The following is a 16,017-nucleotide window of genomic DNA, read 5'->3' on the forward strand; positions in this document are numbered from 1 at the left end:
GCGTCTTGAAGTGCCGGTGTGACATGGCCCTGACCGACATCAAGGCCCCGGTCGCGACAAAGGACCGCCTAGCGGTGGCGGCTTACCTCGAGGGCCGGATGGATGGGACCGAGGTCGATGAGCCGCAACTGCTGGAAGGCCTTCCACTCTACCAGGCCATCCGCGTCATGCTGCTCCTCGGCGGTCTTGCATCAGGCAAGCCTCCATGGCGCGCTCACTATCACCCGCGCGACGCAGCGAGGCACGACATCGTAGCGCTCGGCTTCAAGCTCAGCTCTGACAACCCGGCCAGGTTGGCCACCCTCGTCGAACGGCTGCCGGAGTTCTACGAGACGGAATACACCGCCGCGTACACTGTCCTTGATCGCTACGCGTGGATCGCCGACTGTGAAAATGGTAGTCTGTCATGGCTGGGGGGCATTTTGCTCCGGCTGACCCGAGCAGTGGCGGACGCTCATCCGCGACGCCGTGGCAAGCGTCGCTGGTACTACGTTTAGGTGCCAACCCGGGTCGGATTTGCGGCGTGCCAAGGTTGGTGGCGAGACACAGTGTCCGTGACAGGGTTGGTGGCACGCCGTGACAAGTCACCTGACATGGCGAGACCAGGAATCAATGACTTAGATGTGTCTGAGGGACAGGTCATTTGGCACGTCAGAGTCTCGACGCCCCACATCCACGGCCTGCAGGCGTCAGTCCAGCCAGGCCGACGCGCTGGACGACCTCGCGGTAGATCTCGAACTGGCGGTCGAGGAAGTCGCGCGTCATCGCCGGCGTGCTGTTGAGCTCCGGCACGGTGCCGGTGGTCTCCAGCCGCTCCCGCACCGCGGGTTCGGCGATGGCGCGAGCGGCGGCGCGGCCGAGCGCCTCCGTGACATCGGGCGGAAGGCCGACGGGGCCGGCAAGCACCGTCCAGCTCGCCATCTCGTAGCCCGGCACGCCGGATTCCGCGATCGTCGGCACGGCCGGGAAGTTCGGATCGCGTTCCTTCGTCGTGACCGCCAGCAGCCGCAGCGAGCCGTCGCGGATCTGCCCGATGTTCGATCCCACGGTGTCGATCGCGAACAGCGTCTCGCCCTTGATGATCGCCTCCGCGGTCTGGGAGCCGCCGCGATAGGGCACGTGCACCGCCTCCACCCCCGCGGCCTTGCAGAAATACTCCGACGCGAGGTGCGCGATGCCGCCGACGCCCGAGCTCGCGAAGGAGAAGCGGCCGGGATCGGCGCGCAGTCGGTCCAGCAGCGCCTGCGTCGTGGCGATGCCGCTGTCGCGCGACACCAGCAGGCCCATCGTGCTGATGCCGAAGAAGGCGAGCGGCGTGAAATCGCGCGTCGGGTGGTAGCGCGCCGCCGCGGCGCCGGAGGCCGGCGCGACGGCGAGGGTCGAGGCCGAGCCCACCAGCAGCGTGTAGCCGTCGGGGGGCGCGCCGGACGACGTCGGCGCCGAGCGCGCTGCCCGCGCCGGGACGGTTGTCCACCACCGCCCGACCGCCCTCGCCGAGCAGCGGCCCGATCCGGTCGGCCAGTAGACGGCCCGCCAGGTCCGTCGCGCCGCCCGCGGCGAAGGGCACGATGATGGTGATGACGCGGTCGGGATAGGCGGCAAGCGCGGGCTGCAGCGCGGCGCCGAACGCCGTCGCGCCGAGCACGCCGAGACCAAGGCTGCGACGAGCGATCATGTTTCCTCCGGGCTGATCTTCACGGGTCGGCGGGTTGCCGGTCAATCCGCCATGACGGATTCGAACCTCGCGACGGGTTCCTCCGGCACCACGCCCCGGAAGGGCGTGCCCTCCTCGAACCAGGAGCGCGGTGCCGGCATGCCCCACAAGGTCTGGCGGCGAGGGTCGCTGATCGACCAGCGGATCGGCTCGAGGTCGGGGTCCACGGTCAGGTAGTCGCCGGCATAGATCTCGGTGCGGTGCCCGTCGGGGTCGCGCACATAGACGAAGAAGGCGTTCGAGATGCCGTGGCGCCCCGGCCCCCTCTCGATGCTGGACAGCCAGCCGGTCGTCGCCATGAGGTCCAGCAGCTGGATGATGTGCATCGCCGACGGGACGAGGTAGGCGACGTGATGCAGCCGCGGGCCGCGGCCATTGGTGAAGGCAACGTCGTGAACGGTGCCCTTGCGGTGCATCCAGGCCGCGGCGATGCGCGGCGCGTCGTCGTCGGTCTCCGTATACTCCGTGAGGCGAAAGCCGATCGCCGCGTAGAAATCCACCGAGCCCTGCACGTCGCGGGAGAACACGTTGAAGTGGTCCAGCCGCTGCGGGTGGCAGCCGCGATACCGCCCGTACTGCTGGAGCAGGCGCTCGGTCTGTTCCATCGAGGCGAAGAACTCGAGGGGGTCGCCCATGGGGTCGGTCACGTGCAGCGTCGGTCCCTGGTAGGGCACCTCCACCCGCGCGCAGGGCAGGCCGCGAGCCCGGAAGAAGTGCTCGGCGCGCTCTAGGTCGTCCTCGGAGGCCAGCTTGAAGCCGAGGCGCTCGGCGCGCGCTATCCCTTCTTGCCGCAGGACGAGGGAGTGATGGCCGCGCTCCTCCATCCCGCGCAGCCAGGCGACCTTGTCGCCGGCGTCCTGGACATGCAGTCCGATCGTCTCCTCGTAGTAGGCCCGGCTGCGGCCGAGGTCCGTGACGGTGTAGACGACGTGGCTGCACCGCAGCACGTTGAAGGGCGGCGCGGTGACGCGCTTCGGGACGGGCATGCCTACCTCCTCCGGCGCCAGGTTAGCACGCCGCTCGGCTTCTCGGACCGCGGCCCCGGCACTTTGGGCAGACGCATTTCCCGGAGGCAAGGGTGCCCGGGCCTGGCCATCCCGACCAGGCGCCGTCCTCCCATGCGCGGAGGTCAGAGGATCCGGTGGTCCTCGACGATCAACGTCGTCATGCGGGCGATCCGGGTCGCGGCATGGGCGCCGACCCCGGCGGCGCGGACGGGTGGGAAGGCGCGCTCCATTGCCGCCATGTCCTCGAGCCAGAGCTCGGTGACGCCGTCCGGCACCCAGACGGCGCCCGGCGCCGCACTCCATTCCGGGCGCGCGCCACGCAGGTGGTACTGGCGGCTGCCTCGGAGTTCCGGCACGTCCTTCACCTTCGGCCCATGCACGGTCAGCCACCAGGCCTGGAATCCGGCCAGCGTGACACTGCTGTCGCGCTCCAGGATGGACATGCGTTTGGCCATCGGCGCGCTGCCGCCGCCGCGCGGAGGCTCGGGCGGCGCGATCACGTCGTGGCGCCGCGTGTCAAGGGCCAGGATGGCCGTCGTGCAGGGCCGCAGCGACTCGATCAGGGCGGCATAGGCCGGTTCGGCCGCCCAGTCCCGCCCGTCGCCCGCGAGTTGCACCAGCCCATCCACCGCGAAGGCGCCGCGCGGCACGGGCATCCGCCGCGCGCTGTCCAAGACATGGTTGACGACGCAGCCCGCAAGGCCGGGCAGCTCGGCCGCCAACCGCGTCGCCGCCTCGACGCAGCAGGCGCGGAACGCCGATTCCCCGGCGTCCGGCGCACGGGTGAGCAGCAGGAGAGTGGCGTGCATCGCGCTACAGCCGCATCACGAAGGGCGAGGGATAGGTCTCGCTGAAATCCATCCAGACCGCCTTTGTCTGGAGGTAGTGGCGGATCGCCTCCGCCCCGTTCTCCCGCCCCAGCCCCGAGGCCTTCATGCCGCCGAAGGGCGACATGGGCGACGACGTCCGGTAGGTGTTGACCCACACCATCCCGCTCTCGACCGTCGCGGCCAGGCGGTGCGCGCGCGCCAGGTCCCGCGTCCAGACGCCGGTGGCCAGGCCGAAGCGTGTGCCGTTGGCGATCGCGACCGCCTCCTCCTCCGAGTCGAAGGGGATGACGCAGGCGACGGGACCGAAGACCTCTTCCTGCGCGATGCGCATGGAAGGCGTGACGCCGGTGAAGATGGTGGGCTCGACGAACCAGCCCTGGCCGCATTCCGGCCGCGTCGCGCGGCTTCCGCCGATCAGCACCTCGGCGCCGTCGCGCTTCGCGTGCTCGATGAAGCCGAGGATGCGGTCGAGCTGCTGCCGCGTGGTGACCGGTCCGACTTCCGTCTCGTCGCGCATCGGGTCGCCCATGCGGGCCCCCTTGGCCAGGGCCGACAGCCGGTCGAGGAATTCGGGCAGGATGCGCCGCTCTACCAGCACGCGCGATCCCGCGACGCAGGTCTGGCCGGTGGCCGCGAAGATGCCGCCGGCAACGCCCTTCACCGCATTCTCCAGTATCGCGTCCGCGAAGACGAGCTGCGCCGACTTGCCGCCGAGCTCGAGCGTCGCCGGGATCAGCTTGCGGCCGCAGGAAGCCGCCACCGCTCGTCCCGATGCCTCCCCGCCGGTGAAGGCGACGGCGGCGACGTCGGGATGCTCGACCAGCGCCGCGCCGACCTCCGCCCCCGTGCCGGTGACGAGGTTGATCACGCCGGGTGGGAAGCCGGCGCGCGCGACGAGGTCGAGAAAGGGCAGGATGGAGGTCGAGGTGAACTCCGACGGCTTCACCACCACCGTGTTCCCCGCTGCGAGCGCCGGCGCCAGCTTCCAGGCCGTCAGCAACAGCGGCGAGTTCCAGGGCGTGATCGCCGCGACGACGCCCAGCGGCTCCGGCTTCGTGTAGTTGAACATGGACGGCTTGTCGGAGGGGATGACCGCGCCCTCCACCTTGTCCGCCAGGCCGCCGAAGTAGCGGAACCACTGCGGGAGGTAGCGCATCTGCGCCCGCATCTCCGCAATGAGCTTGCCGTTGTCGCGCGTCTCCGCGACGGCGAGCTGCTCCGCATGCTCCGCCAGCAGGTCGGCGAGGCGCAGCAGCAGCGCGCCGCGGGCGGTCGGCGTCAGGCCGCGCCAGGCGGGATCGCGATAGGCGCGGCGCGCGGCGCTCACTGCGGCGTCCACGTCGTCCGCCGTGCCGGCCGCGACCTCGGCCCAGGGCTCGCCGAGATAGGGATCGTAGCTCGGCATCCAGCGTTGGCCGGCGACGGGCTCGCCGGCGATGACGTGACCGAAGCGGGAAAGGCTGCTCATGCGTCACCTCCGGCGCCTGCGGCGTGCCGCGCGGCGATCCATCCGAACACCATGGCGGGGGCAAGCGTCACGCCGCCACCGGGTGCGCAGCCCGCCATGACCGTCGCCATGTCGTTGCCCGCGGCGTAGAGGCCCCGGATGGGCATGCCGGCTTCATCGAGCACCCGGGCCGCGGCATCCGTGCGCAGCCCCGCCGCGGTGCCGAGATCGCCGGGGAAGACCTGCACGGCGTAGAAGGGCGGCGTCTCCAACGGCGCGAGGCAGGGATTGGGCTCGTGTTCCGGATCGCCCTGGAAGTGGTTGTAGCGGTTGTCGCCACGGCCGAAGGCGGGGTCGCGGCCCTCGGCGGCTGCGGCATTGAAGGCCCGGATCGTCTCCTCGAGCGCAACGGGCTCGATCCCGATCTCGGCAGCAAGCGCGGCGGGAGTCGCGGCGCGGCGAAGGTAACCGGCCCGCACCAGGCCCTCATGCGACAGCGGCGCCGGCTTGGCGTAGCCGAGGCCATAGCGCCGCACCGCCCGCGCATCGGCGATCAGGAAGGCCGTGGCCTCGTTGTCCCCGCAAGCCCGCAGCATGCCCTGCACCATGTCGTGGTAGGAGTTGCTCTCGTTCACGAAGCGCCGCCCGTCGCGCGTGACGGCGATGACGCCGGGTTTTCCGCGGTCCACGAAATGCGGGTAGATGCCGGCGCTGCCGTCGCCATGCGGCACGCGGGAGACCGGCGCGAGGATGGCCGCGGCGGGTAGGCCCTGCACCACGCGCCCGCCCGCCGCTTCGCCCAGCCGCAGCCCGTCGCCGGCCACCGCGGCCGGCGCCACCGGGAGGTGGGTTCCTCCCCGCGCAACATGGGCATGCTGGCTGGCCTGCCGGGCGGGGTCGTGGCCGAAGCCGCCGGTCGCGAGCACCACGCCACGGCGGGCCCGCACGGTCACCGGGCCGACGGGCGTGGCCAGCACGGCCCCGGCCACACGGCCTTCCTCCGGCAGGAGCCGCTCGCCCGCCGCCGACAGGCGCAGCCGCACGCCGCGGTCGAGCGCGCTGCGCAGCAGCATCCCGACCAGCGCATTGCCGTTCACCAGCCGCAGGTCACGGCCGTGCAGCAGCCGGTCACGCGCATGCGCCGCGATGCGCTTCAGCACGAAGAGCGCGGAGGAGAGGGAGCGCGTCACCTGCGCGAAATGCCGGATGTCGCCGCCTGACGACACGCCGAGGCCGAACAGCGTGAGTTCGCGCATCGGCGGACGCAGCGCATGGACGGCTTCGCCGAGGGCACGGCCGTCATAGGTGGCGGGCCGCAGCGAACGCCCGCCCTGCACCGCGCCGGGCACGCCGGGATGATAGTCGGGGAAGGCGACGCCGGATTCGAAGCGCAGCGCGGTCCGGCCTTCCAGGAATTCCAGCATGGCGGGACCGCCTTGCAGGAAGGCGTCCACGCGCGCGGTGTCGAAGTGGTTGCCGAGTTCGTGGCGCAGGTATCGCCCGGCCTCCTCGGCGGAATCCGTGATGCCGGCCTCCGCGGCGAAGCGGTTTCCCGGGATCCAGAGCCAGCCGCCGGACCAGGCCGAGATGCCGCCGAACAGGCTGTCCTTCTCGGCGACGATGACGTCGAGCCCGTGCTCCGCCGCCGTGACCGCCGCCGTCAGCCCCGCCGCGCCGGAGCCGAGGACGAGGAGGTCGCAGCTTGCCTCGGTCTCGCCTGGCGCGAAGCCGAAGGCTGGGGTCACGCCGGGGCCTCGCTCGGCGCGACGCGGCGGCGGCGAAGCTGCAGCGCTAGCGCCACGACCAGCAGCGCCAGGCCGACCAGCATCGTCTCCCAGCCCGCGACGAGCAGCACGATTCCGCCGAACCCCGCGATGAGCCGCTCCGCGACGCTGGCGCGGATCAGCAGGTATCCCGTCAGGCCGGCGCATAGCCCGACGAGCGCCAGGCAGGCCTTCGCCGCCGCCAGCGCGATGCCGCCCCAGCCCGCGACGGTGTCGGGGAAGGCGCCGCCCGGGGTCAGCATGAGAAGCTGCAGCCCTTCCGGCGATAGGCAGAACATGAAAGGCACGAGGAAGGCGGGCAGCGTGTATTTCCAGGCCTGCATCGTGGTCTGCAGCGGGCTGCCGCGCGTGATCGCGGAGGCCGCGAAGGGCGCGAGCGCCGTCGGCGGCGAGACGTCGGCCAGGACGGAGTAGTAGAAGATGAACATGTGGCCCGCGGCCTCGGGCACGCCCACCTTGCTCAGCGCCGGCACCAGCATCACGGCCCCGATGATGTAGCTCGCGGTGACCGGCACCGCGAGGCCGAGGACCCACATGGCGAGAGCGGCGAGCAGCAGCGTGCCGAGCCGCGAACCCTGACCGAGATCCACCAGGATGCTGGAGAGTGTGAGGCCGAGGCCAGTGAGGCTCACCGTGGAGACGATGATGCCCGCGCAGGCGCAGGTCGCGACGATGCCGATGGTGGACCGCGCGCCTTCGGTCAGCGCCTCGATCAGGCCGGTCGCACCGTCCGGCATCGGCCTGCCGCGACGCGTGGCGCGCAGCGCCTGGAAACCGGACAGCGCCAGGCCTGTCGAGAGACCGAGGAACACATAGACAGAGAAGCGCGCATCCTCCTCGTCCATCACGAGAGGGCCGAGCAGGAGCAGCGCCAGCATGACGGTGACCGCCACGCCGAAGCCCTCGCGCGTCAGCAGCCGGCTCTCCGGCCTGATCATCGACAGGACGATCGCAACGACGATGGACCAGAACACCGCCATGAAGGAGCTCATGCCGAGCACGAGAAGCACCGCGACGGCCGCGAGCGAGGCGAAGTGGTATCCCTCGCGCTTCGCGAGTTGCCAGGGCAAGGCGTCCGAGATGCGGGTCGCATGCACGCCGAGCCGCCTGGCGTCGGCCTCCGTCGTCAGCCAGCAGCCGAGGTAATAGAGCACCGTCGGGATGGCGGCGTAGGCAAGGATCGCGAGGTACTCGACATTGAGGTACTCCGCGATGATGAAGGCCGCGGCGCCGAGCGTCGGCGGCGACAGCACCGCGCCGATGCCGGACGCCGCGAGCATCCCGCCGCCCACTGCCGGCGTGTAGCCCGCACGCTTCAGCATCGGCCAGGCGAGCGAGGCCAGCGTCACCGTCGTCGCGATGCCCGAGCCCGACACCGTGCCCAGCAGGAAGCCCGACGCCATCACGGCGCGCCCGGGCGCGGCCGCCGAGGGACGCCGGCCGAACAGGGCGAAGGACCAGTCGATGAAGAAGCGGCCGGCGCCGCCGCGTTCCAGCACCGCGCCATAGATCGTGAAGAGGATGATGAAGGTCGCCGCGACGTCCACGGGCGTCGAGAAGATGCCCTCCAGCGTCAGGTAGTTCTGGCCGATGATGCGCGCGACCGAAAAGCCGCGATGGTCGAAGGGCTCGGGTATCCAGGGACCGAAGTAGCAATAGGCGAGGAAGCCGATAGTGATCGCCGGCAGCACCCAGCCCGTCGCGCGACGTGCCGCCTCCAGCACCAGCAGCATCAGCGCGCCGCCGAGCGCGAGGTCGTCCGCGCTCGGCACCGTCGCGCGCGTCCGCAGCGCGTCGGCGTTCACGACGAGATAGATGCAGGTCCAGATCGCGAGCGTGGCGGCGAGCCAGTCGAGCGCGCGGGTCTGCTGGAAGAAGGGCGTCGCGACCGCCACGGGGTAGAGCATCAGCCAGGCCGCGCAGGCCAGCGCGACGCCGCCGGCATATCCGCCAGCAAGAACCGGCGGCCACGTCATGGCCATCCAGGCCAGCCCGCCAAGCCCGATCAGCGCGACGCCATACTCCGTCGCGCCGGGCCGTCGCCGCGGCGCGTTGCGCACCAGCGGATAGACCAGGAAGCCGAGCGCGAGACAGATCGCGAGGAAGCTCGACCGGTAGAAGGTCGTGTTGAGGGAGAACTGCGTCCAGACCAGCGAATAGGCCGAGATGCCGAAGGCCGTGAAGGCAGTCAGGCGGCCCAGCATGCCATCGGGGCGATAGGCGGGGCCGCCGTCGCTGTCGGCCGATAGCTGTTCGAGCTCCTCGGCCGTGAGCTGGGGATGCTCATCCCGGCCGGCCTGCGTCACAGCACGCCGCGCACGCGGTAGAAGGCCTCCGCGGCGGGGTGGAAGGGCACGGCGACGCGCTCGGCCGAGCCGCGCAGCGAGAGGTTGCGCGCCTCGGGGTGGATGCGCCGTACCTCCTCGAGGTTGTCGAACATCGCGGTCAGGATCTGGGTGACGACGCGGTCGGGCATGCGTGGCGAGACGATCATGATGTTCGGCGCGCCGATCCCCGGCACGGCCCCGGCCATGCCGGGATAGGCGTCCTGCGGCAGGGTGACCGCGGTGTAGAGGCCGGGATACTGGTCGGCGAGCTTGCTCTGCTCCTCGCCCGTCGGCACGAAGACGACCGGCGGCTGGTTCGAGATCGTGAGCTCGCGGATCGCGGCTGAGGGCACACCGCTCAGGAAGAAGAAGGCGCCGATCTTGCCGTCCTTCAGCGAGTTCACGGATTCCGTGGCCGAGAGGTTGTCGCGCCTGATGTCGCGCTGCGGATCGAGCCCCGCGGCGCGCATCACGCGATCCGCGAGCGTCTCGGTCGCGCTGCCGGCCGTGCCGACGCCGATCCGCTTGCCGCGCATCTGCGCGACATTGGTGATCCCCGACGGCACGCTGGCCACGACATGGACGAAGTTGCCGAAGATCACGGCGAGGGTGCGGATGTTCTGCCGGCCGTCACGCGCATAGGGCCCCTCCCCCTTGAAGCCGTCGGCGGCGGAGTCGAGACTCGCGAACCCGATGTCGCCCTCGCCGGCGCTGACCAGCTTGACGTTGTCGAGCGAGCCGCCGGTGACCTGCGCGGTGGCGCGCAGGTTCGGGACATGCTCGGTCAGCACGCGCGCCAGCCCGCCGCCGAAGGCGAAGGCGACGCCGCCGGTGCCGCCGGTGACAAGGGTCAGGCGCAGCGTGGATTGCGCGAAGGACGGCCGGGCCAGCGCGCCGGCGGCGGCGGCCGCGATCAGCGCACGGCGAGCGGACCCGACGACCTGGCGTTGCTCGCTGGACATCCGCAGCCTCCCCGTTCCACGATTCCGCGCCTGTCCTTCACGGCGGCGCCTGTTGCATTCTGGACGTGTCAGTCTTGCTCGGCTTGCGTGGGCGACCGAGCGGCGCCACGATACTTAACACGTTAAAGTTTCGGCTGCGCGAGTGTCAAGTTGAACGATGCGCCGGGAGGAACGGTGGGATGGATACCGACACGGCGAAGCCCGACAGGGTCGCCATCGTCACGGGCGGCGGGCGCGGCATCGGTGCGGCCGTGGCGCAGGCCCTTGCCCGGCAGGGCGCCCGCGTCGCGGTGCTGGACCCGATCGAGCCGGAGATATCCGTCGATCTGCACGTGCCGACGGACGTCGCGGACCAGGCCTCGGTCGAAGGCGCGGTCGCGCGGGTCGTGCGCGATCTCGGCGGCGTGGACGTGCTGGTGAACAATGCGGGCATCATGCCCTCCAGCACGCTGCGCGGCATGAAGCCCGGTGAATGGGAACGGGTGATCGCCGTGAACCTCTCCGGCGCCTTCTATGCCATCCGGGCCGCCGCCGAGCCGATGCGCCGGCGCGGCGGCGGTGCGATCGTGAACATCGCCTCGATCAACGCGAAGGGGCGGATCTCCACGCGCGGCGGCGCGCATTACACCGCCAGCAAGGCGGCGCTGCTCGGCCTGACCCGGCACACGGCCTTCGAGTTCGCGCGCGACCGCATCCGCGTCAATGCGGTCTGTCCCGGCCCGACGCTGACCGGCATGGGCTCGACGGGCAGGGATGCGCCGCCGCCGTCCTACATCCCGCTCGGCGAATGGGTGCTGCCGCAGGACATCGCGGAGGCCGTGCTGTTCCTCTGCAGCCCGGCCGCGCGGATGATCACTGGCACGACGCTCGACGTGGATGGCGGCTCGCTGCTGTCCTACTCGCGCAGCATGGACGACTACTTCGCCCTACGCGACCGGGGCTGAGCGGAAGCGGGAGGCGGTTCCGCATCGTCCTCGGCGGGCGGCGCATCCGGCAGCATGCACTGCTCCAGCTCCGCGAGCATCTGCTGCAGCTGGGCCAGGCGGTCCGCCCCGAAGCGCTCCGCGATCCGGGCGTAGATCGCCTCCGACCGCGGCGCCACTTCGTCGATCAAGGCACTGCCCCGCGGGGCGATGGTGATGACGCTGCGCCGGAGGTCGGAGGCGAGGAAGCGGCGTTCGATCAGGCCCTGCTCGTCCAGCGTCTTCAGGATGCGCGACAGGCTCGGGGCGAGCAGGAAGGTCTTGCGCGCCAGGGCCGATACCTCGATCTCGTCCACGGAGGTCAAGGCACGCAGCACGCGCCATTGCTGCTCGGTGATGTTGGCTTCCCGAAGGATGGCGCGGAAATGCCGCATCACCGTCTCCCGCGCGCGGAGCAGCGACATCGGCAGAGAGCGCGAGAAGTCGCGCAGGCGCACCTTGGCCGGCGCGGAGACCCGCCGCTGGGTGGCAGGCAAGCCGGCAGCCCTCCTCGATTGCGACGGCCCCCACCGGTCTACCCCGTCAACCACGGGCCGGAGAACCCGCCGGACCGGGCGCATGAGGCGATCCGCCTCGAGCCAAATTGGCGCTGGCCCGGTGGGTGATGCACGCGGCCCTGTCCCGTGTGCCGGTGCGATCCATCGGCGCTCCGTGCCCTCTCGATTGCTTAACATGTTGATGGATGGCAGCGACGCCGTCCAGCGGCTTGTCGCCGTCTTGCCAGCAGGGCGTCGCGGGGGTCTTCTGGCGCGCAACGAGAAACCTGCGAGAACGGCGTTTCATGACCATCCCCGAGGAACTCCAGGGCCTGCGGCAGAGCATCGACAACATCGATGCCGCTCTCGTCCACATGCTGGCCGAGCGCTTCCGGGCCACGCGGCAGGTCGGCATCCTGAAGGCGTCACGCAGCCTGCCCGCGGTGGACCGCTCGCGGGAGGAAGGCCAGGTCGCGCGCCTGCGCCAGCTTGCGGCAGCCTCCGGCCTCGATCCCGATTTCACCGAGGCGTTCATCCGCATGGTCATCGCCGAGGTCGTGCGCCAGCACGAGCGGATCGCCGCCGAGCACGCCCGGAAGGGCTGATGCGTTATGAGTTGACGGCGCGTCGGGCCGAAGTGCATAACATGTTAAACATCTAGGGGCGTCGCCGCGGTCTCCGGCTCCGGCCGCACCAGGGCTCCGTCCGTTATGGGAAGGAGGCGCCGGTGGACACCCACATCGTGCAGCGTGACGATGACGCCGCGCTGGCCCCGTGGAAGCTGGCGCTGCACGACGCGCTCCGCGCCATCGGCATCGGCATCGGCATGATCGCCTATGTGCCGGACGAGGGCACGGGCAGCCTGATCCCTCGGCTCGAGGCCGATCCCGCCTTCCAGGTCACCTCCGTCACGCGCGAGGAGGAAGGCGTGGGCATCCTCACGGGCGCCAGGCTCGGCGGCACAAGGGGCGTGCTGCTGATCCAGGCGAGCGGCGTCGGCAACTCCCTCAACGCCCTCGCCTCGGTGAACGTGGCTTGCAAGATCCCGGTGCTGCTGGTGATCGGCGAGCGCGGGGGGCTCGGTGAATTCAATCCCTGCCAGGTGCCCGGCGGCCGCGCGACCCGCGCCATGCTGGAGGCGATCGGGATCCAGTGCTTCCGCGTGGACAGCGCGGCGGCGATGCGCAGCACGATGGAAGGCGCTGCGACGCTCTGCTTCTCCGGCCAGCTGCCCGTGGCGGTGATCCTCGGCAACATGATGCAGAAGGAGCAGGAGGCATGAGCTGGACCCGCATGGCGGCCACGCGCCAGCTGCTCGATGGGCTCGGCGATGAGGACGTGATCGTCTCCTCGCTGTCCTGCGCGACGATTGACGTCTGGAACACCAGGGACCGCGCGCGGAACTTCTACCTGTTCGGCGGCATGGGCATGGCGGGCTCGATCGCGCTCGGCATCGCGGCGACGCGGCCGGACCTGCGCATCGTGGCGCTGGAGGGCGACGGGGCGCTGCTGATGAACCTCGGCTCGCTCGCGACGCTCGCCGTGATGGCGCCGCCGAACCTGACGCTGATCGTCTGGGACAACGGTGTCTACGAAAGCACGGGCTCGCAGCTCACGCATTCCGGGCGGGGCGTGGATCTCTGCGCGATCGCGCGCGCCGCCGGGCTCGGGCGCAGCGAGACCGTCCGCACGCCGGACGAGTTCGCCGCCGCGCTCGACCGCGCCGGCGCGACCCCCGGGCCTGCCGTGATCGTCGCCAAGGTCGCCGGCGGCACGGACAAGTCGAAATGCCCGCCCTGGACCCCGGTCTGGTTCAAGGAACGCTTCGTGCAGGCGATCGCGGCATGAGCACGGTGCTTGCGGCCGGCTCGCTCGCCTTCGGCGGGCGCCTCGCCGGTGCGGTGGACTGCGATATCCATGCCGGCGTGCCGCGCGTGCAGGCGCTCTATCCCTACCTCCCGGACTACTGGCGCGACTTCATGCGCGACAGCGAGAACCCGAATCTCGAGCCCAATACCTGGCCGGCCAACAGCCCGCTGTCGGCGCGGCCCGGCAGCCGCGCGGCGCAGGAACCTGCAGGGTCCGATCCTGCCCTGCTGCGCACGCAGGTGCTGGACGCCACGGGCGCGCGCTGCGCGATCGTAAACTGCCCCTACGGCATCGCCGCCCTGCGCAACGAATACTGGGCCGCCGCGATGGCCACCGCGCTGAACGACTGGATGGCGGCGGAATGGCTGGCCGGCGAAGCGCGGCTGCTCGGCTCCATCGTCGTCGCGCCGCAATCGCCCGAGGCTGCCGTCAAGGAGATCGAGCGCCTCGCGCCCGATCCGCGCTTCGTGCAGGTCCTCCTGCCCGCGCGCACGGAAATGCCGCTCGGGCGCCGCCACTACTGGCCGATCTTCGAAGCGGCGGAACGGCATGGACTGCCGGTCTGCATCCATGCCGGCGGCGGCGCGGGCAACCCGACCATGCCGGTCGGCTGGGCCTACTACTACGTCGAGGACTACGCGGCGCATGCCCAGGCCGCGCAGACGCAACTCGTCAGCCTGGTCTCCGAAGGCGTCTTCTCGAAGTTCCCGCGCCTGCGCCTAGTCTTTGCGGAATGCGGCTGGACCTGGCTGCCGTCGCTCGCCTGGCGCTTCGACAAGAACTGGAAGGGGCTGCGGCGGGAGATCCCCTGGGTGGACCGGCTGCCCTCCGCCATCATCAGGGAGCACTGTCGCTTCACCCTGCAGCCCGTCGACGCGCCCGACGAGCCCCGGCATCTCCTCGAGACCTTCGACATGGCGGGTGGCGAGGATCTGCTGCTCTTCTCGAGCGATTGGCCGCATTGGCACGACGATGCCGAGGACCCGCTGCCGGCGGGTCTGTCGCCGGAGGCCGAGCGGAAGCTGCTGGTCACCAACGCGGAAGGGATCTACCGGCTGCCATGAGCACCACCGCCGAACCCGCCGCACGACCCGGCGCGTCGCCGCGCGCAGCACAGCGCGTCATCGACTGCGACATCCACAACTACATGCCGTCCGACGCCGTGCTGCTGCAGTACCTGGACCCGGCCTGGCATGCACATCACCGCACCTTCGGTCCGCGCACCCACCAGGTCGCGGGCTTCCCCGGCGCGCCCTATCCGCGCAGCGCCGGGGGTGGCAAGCGCATCGACGCCAGGCCGCCCTCCGGCCTGCCGGTCGGCGCCGACCTCGACTTCTTCCGCGCCCAGCACCTCGACGCCCTGCCGATCGACTACGGCATCATCAACTGCCTGTCGAAGGTCGGCGAGAACCTGCACGAGGAGTACGACGCGGCGCTCGCCCGGGCGCACAACGACTGGCTCGCGAAGGAATGGCTCGGTCGCGACGACCGGCTGCGCGGCTCTCTGCTGGTCCCCTACGAGAACGGCGAGCTATCGGAGCGCGAGATCGAGCGCTGGGCAGGCCACCCTTCCTTCGTGCAGGTGATGCTGCGCCCCCGCACCAAGGACCCGCTCGGGCGCCGGAAATACTGGCCGATGTACGCCGCGGCCGAGCGGCACGGCTTGGCCATCGCGGTCCATTTCGCGGGAATCAGCGGCAACCCTATCACCTCCTCCGGCTGGTCGTCCTTCTACGTCGAGGACCACACCACCATGGCGCAGTCCTTCCAGGCCCATGTGATCAGCCTGGTCGCGGAGGGCGTGTTCGAGCGCTTTCCGCGTCTGCGCATGGTGCTGATCGAGGGCGGCTTCGCCTGGTTGCCGCCGCTGATGTGGCGGCTGGACCGGCTGTTCCACCGGCTGCGCGCGGAGGTCCCGCACCTCCGTCGCAAGCCGTCGGAGGTCATCCGCGAGCATATCCGGCTCACCACCCAGCCAATGGAGGAGCCGTCGCGGCCCCGCTACCTCCCGCAATTGCTCGAGCATCTCGGCAGCGAGGAGATGCTGATGTTCGCGACGGACTATCCGCACTGGGATTTCGACCACCCCGACCGCGTGCTGGTCGCCGGGGTGGCGCCGGCGCTGCGTCAGAAGATCATGGTCGGCAACGCCCGCGCCTTCTACGGCCTTGCACCGAGGGAGGGCTGAGCATGGCGCTCCATCCCGTCGCGCGCAGCGACGAGATCCCGCCGGGCGGGCGGAAGATCGTCACGCTGGAAGGGCGCTCGGTCGGCGTGTTCAACATCGACGGCGAGTTCTTCGCGATCCGCAATTCCTGTCCGCATGAAGGCGCGCCGCTGTGCGAAGGCGTGGTCAGCGGTCTGGCCAAGGCCCGGGAGCCAGGCGTCATCGAGTACGACCGTGCCGGCGAGATCATCCGCTGTCCCTGGCATGCCTGGGAGTTCGACATCAGGACTGGCCGGTCCCACTTCGACCCGGATCGCGTTCGCGTCCGCGCCTACCCCGCACGTACCGTGGACGCCGCGGCAATCCAGGCAGGCGCTGCTTGCGACCGTGCTCGCGAAGGTGCGGAGACCTATCCCGCTTTCGTCGAGGGCGAGTACGTGGTGATCGATTT

At 70.6% G+C, this 16,017-nt stretch carries 16 protein-coding genes; 8 read left to right on the forward strand and 8 right to left on the reverse strand.

The window, feature by feature from the left end; all coding sequences use genetic code 11:
- Positions 1-23: 23 nt before the first annotated feature.
- Positions 24-497 (forward strand): hypothetical protein, encoded by a 474-nt coding sequence (locus ACLF3M_RS32955; RefSeq protein ID WP_430661272.1) that lies wholly within the window; start codon positions 24-26, stop codon positions 495-497.
- Between the two features lie 154 nt (positions 498-651).
- On the opposite strand, the gene ACLF3M_RS32960 is transcribed toward ACLF3M_RS32955, so the two are convergent.
- The 7 genes from ACLF3M_RS32960 to ACLF3M_RS32990 form a co-directional block, all read right to left on the reverse strand.
- Positions 652-1,395, reverse strand: coding sequence for a Bug family tripartite tricarboxylate transporter substrate binding protein (locus ACLF3M_RS32960; RefSeq protein WP_430661256.1), 744 nt, complete (start codon positions 1,393-1,395; stop codon positions 652-654).
- A gap of 321 nt (positions 1,396-1,716) precedes the next feature.
- A complete protein-coding gene (gene hpaD / locus ACLF3M_RS32965; RefSeq protein WP_430661257.1) occupies positions 1,717-2,700 on the reverse strand; it encodes a 3,4-dihydroxyphenylacetate 2,3-dioxygenase in 984 nt (327 codons plus the stop codon).
- Between the two features lie 143 nt (positions 2,701-2,843).
- Positions 2,844-3,530, reverse strand: a complete 687-nt coding sequence (locus ACLF3M_RS32970) for an EthD domain-containing protein (protein ID WP_430661258.1) — start codon at positions 3,528-3,530, stop codon at positions 2,844-2,846.
- A 4-nt stretch (positions 3,531-3,534) separates the two neighbouring features.
- Positions 3,535-5,019, reverse strand: coding sequence for an aldehyde dehydrogenase (locus tag ACLF3M_RS32975; protein WP_430661259.1), 1,485 nt, complete (start codon positions 5,017-5,019; stop codon positions 3,535-3,537).
- Positions 5,016-6,743 carry an FAD-dependent oxidoreductase gene (locus ACLF3M_RS32980; protein ID WP_430661260.1) on the reverse strand — a complete coding sequence of 576 codons (1,728 nt, stop codon included), beginning with the start codon at positions 6,741-6,743 and terminating at the stop codon, positions 5,016-5,018. Before ACLF3M_RS32980 ends, ACLF3M_RS32975 begins: the two co-directional genes overlap by 4 nt.
- Positions 6,740-9,088, reverse strand: coding sequence for a TRAP transporter permease (locus ACLF3M_RS32985; RefSeq protein ID WP_430661261.1), 2,349 nt, complete (start codon positions 9,086-9,088; stop codon positions 6,740-6,742). Before ACLF3M_RS32985 ends, ACLF3M_RS32980 begins: the two co-directional genes overlap by 4 nt.
- Positions 9,085-10,071: a TAXI family TRAP transporter solute-binding subunit gene (locus tag ACLF3M_RS32990; RefSeq protein ID WP_430661262.1), complete on the reverse strand. Its 987-nt coding sequence runs from the start codon at positions 10,069-10,071 to the stop codon at positions 9,085-9,087. Before ACLF3M_RS32990 ends, ACLF3M_RS32985 begins: the two co-directional genes overlap by 4 nt.
- Positions 10,072-10,250: 179 nt before the next feature.
- Here ACLF3M_RS32990 and ACLF3M_RS32995 point away from each other — a divergent pair, with 179 nt between their 5' ends.
- The gene (locus ACLF3M_RS32995; protein ID WP_430661263.1) at positions 10,251-11,015 is read left to right on the forward strand and encodes an SDR family NAD(P)-dependent oxidoreductase; all 765 of its coding nucleotides are present in this window, start codon (positions 10,251-10,253) and stop codon (positions 11,013-11,015) included.
- Here ACLF3M_RS32995 and hpaR read toward each other — a convergent pair.
- On the reverse strand, positions 10,988-11,530 hold the full coding sequence (gene hpaR, locus ACLF3M_RS33000; RefSeq protein ID WP_430661264.1) for a homoprotocatechuate degradation operon regulator HpaR: 543 nt from the start codon (positions 11,528-11,530) through the stop codon (positions 10,988-10,990). The genes ACLF3M_RS32995 and hpaR overlap by 28 nt on opposite strands.
- A 305-nt stretch (positions 11,531-11,835) precedes the next feature.
- Here hpaR and ACLF3M_RS33005 point away from each other — a divergent pair, with 305 nt between their 5' ends.
- From ACLF3M_RS33005 to ACLF3M_RS33030, 6 genes are all read left to right on the forward strand, one after another.
- On the forward strand, positions 11,836-12,135 hold the full coding sequence (locus ACLF3M_RS33005; protein ID WP_430661265.1) for a chorismate mutase: 300 nt from the start codon (positions 11,836-11,838) through the stop codon (positions 12,133-12,135).
- A gap of 122 nt (positions 12,136-12,257) precedes the next feature.
- The gene (locus ACLF3M_RS33010; RefSeq protein ID WP_430661266.1) at positions 12,258-12,812 is read left to right on the forward strand and encodes a phosphonopyruvate decarboxylase; all 555 of its coding nucleotides are present in this window, start codon (positions 12,258-12,260) and stop codon (positions 12,810-12,812) included.
- Positions 12,809-13,378 carry a thiamine pyrophosphate-dependent enzyme gene (locus ACLF3M_RS33015; protein WP_430661267.1) on the forward strand — a complete coding sequence of 190 codons (570 nt, stop codon included), beginning with the start codon at positions 12,809-12,811 and terminating at the stop codon, positions 13,376-13,378. Before ACLF3M_RS33010 ends, ACLF3M_RS33015 begins: the two co-directional genes overlap by 4 nt.
- On the forward strand, positions 13,375-14,463 hold the full coding sequence (locus ACLF3M_RS33020) for an amidohydrolase family protein (protein ID WP_430661268.1): 1,089 nt from the start codon (positions 13,375-13,377) through the stop codon (positions 14,461-14,463). The genes ACLF3M_RS33015 and ACLF3M_RS33020 overlap by 4 nt, the downstream gene beginning before the upstream one ends.
- A complete protein-coding gene (locus ACLF3M_RS33025) occupies positions 14,460-15,587 on the forward strand; it encodes an amidohydrolase family protein (protein ID WP_430661269.1) in 1,128 nt (375 codons plus the stop codon). The genes ACLF3M_RS33020 and ACLF3M_RS33025 overlap by 4 nt, the downstream gene beginning before the upstream one ends.
- A gap of 2 nt (positions 15,588-15,589) precedes the next feature.
- Positions 15,590-16,017: Rieske (2Fe-2S) protein (locus ACLF3M_RS33030; RefSeq protein ID WP_430661270.1), on the forward strand; the 428-nt coding region annotated here is incomplete at its 3' end.

Source organism: Falsiroseomonas sp. HW251 (genome assembly GCF_050563545.1).
Classification (GTDB): Bacteria; Pseudomonadota; Alphaproteobacteria; order Acetobacterales; family Acetobacteraceae; genus Falsiroseomonas.

Bases quoted from the DNA above. Each gene is read 5' to 3' on its own strand.
- ACLF3M_RS32955 (WP_430661272.1), top strand. From the start codon at position 24: ATGGCCCTGACCGACATCAAGGCCCCGGTCGCGACAAAGGACCGCCTA.
- hpaD (WP_430661257.1), bottom strand. From the start codon at position 2,700: ATGCCCGTCCCGAAGCGCGTCACCGCGCCGCCCTTCAACGTGCTGCGG.
- ACLF3M_RS32970 (WP_430661258.1), bottom strand. From the start codon at position 3,530: ATGCACGCCACTCTCCTGCTGCTCACCCGTGCGCCGGACGCCGGGGAA.
- ACLF3M_RS32975 (WP_430661259.1), bottom strand. From the start codon at position 5,019: ATGAGCAGCCTTTCCCGCTTCGGTCACGTCATCGCCGGCGAGCCCGTC.
- ACLF3M_RS32990 (WP_430661262.1), bottom strand. From the start codon at position 10,071: ATGTCCAGCGAGCAACGCCAGGTCGTCGGGTCCGCTCGCCGTGCGCTG.
- ACLF3M_RS32995 (WP_430661263.1), top strand. From the start codon at position 10,251: ATGGATACCGACACGGCGAAGCCCGACAGGGTCGCCATCGTCACGGGC.
- ACLF3M_RS33005 (WP_430661265.1), top strand. From the start codon at position 11,836: ATGACCATCCCCGAGGAACTCCAGGGCCTGCGGCAGAGCATCGACAAC.
- ACLF3M_RS33015 (WP_430661267.1), top strand. From the start codon at position 12,809: ATGAGCTGGACCCGCATGGCGGCCACGCGCCAGCTGCTCGATGGGCTC.
- ACLF3M_RS33020 (WP_430661268.1), top strand. From the start codon at position 13,375: ATGAGCACGGTGCTTGCGGCCGGCTCGCTCGCCTTCGGCGGGCGCCTC.
- ACLF3M_RS33025 (WP_430661269.1), top strand. From the start codon at position 14,460: ATGAGCACCACCGCCGAACCCGCCGCACGACCCGGCGCGTCGCCGCGC.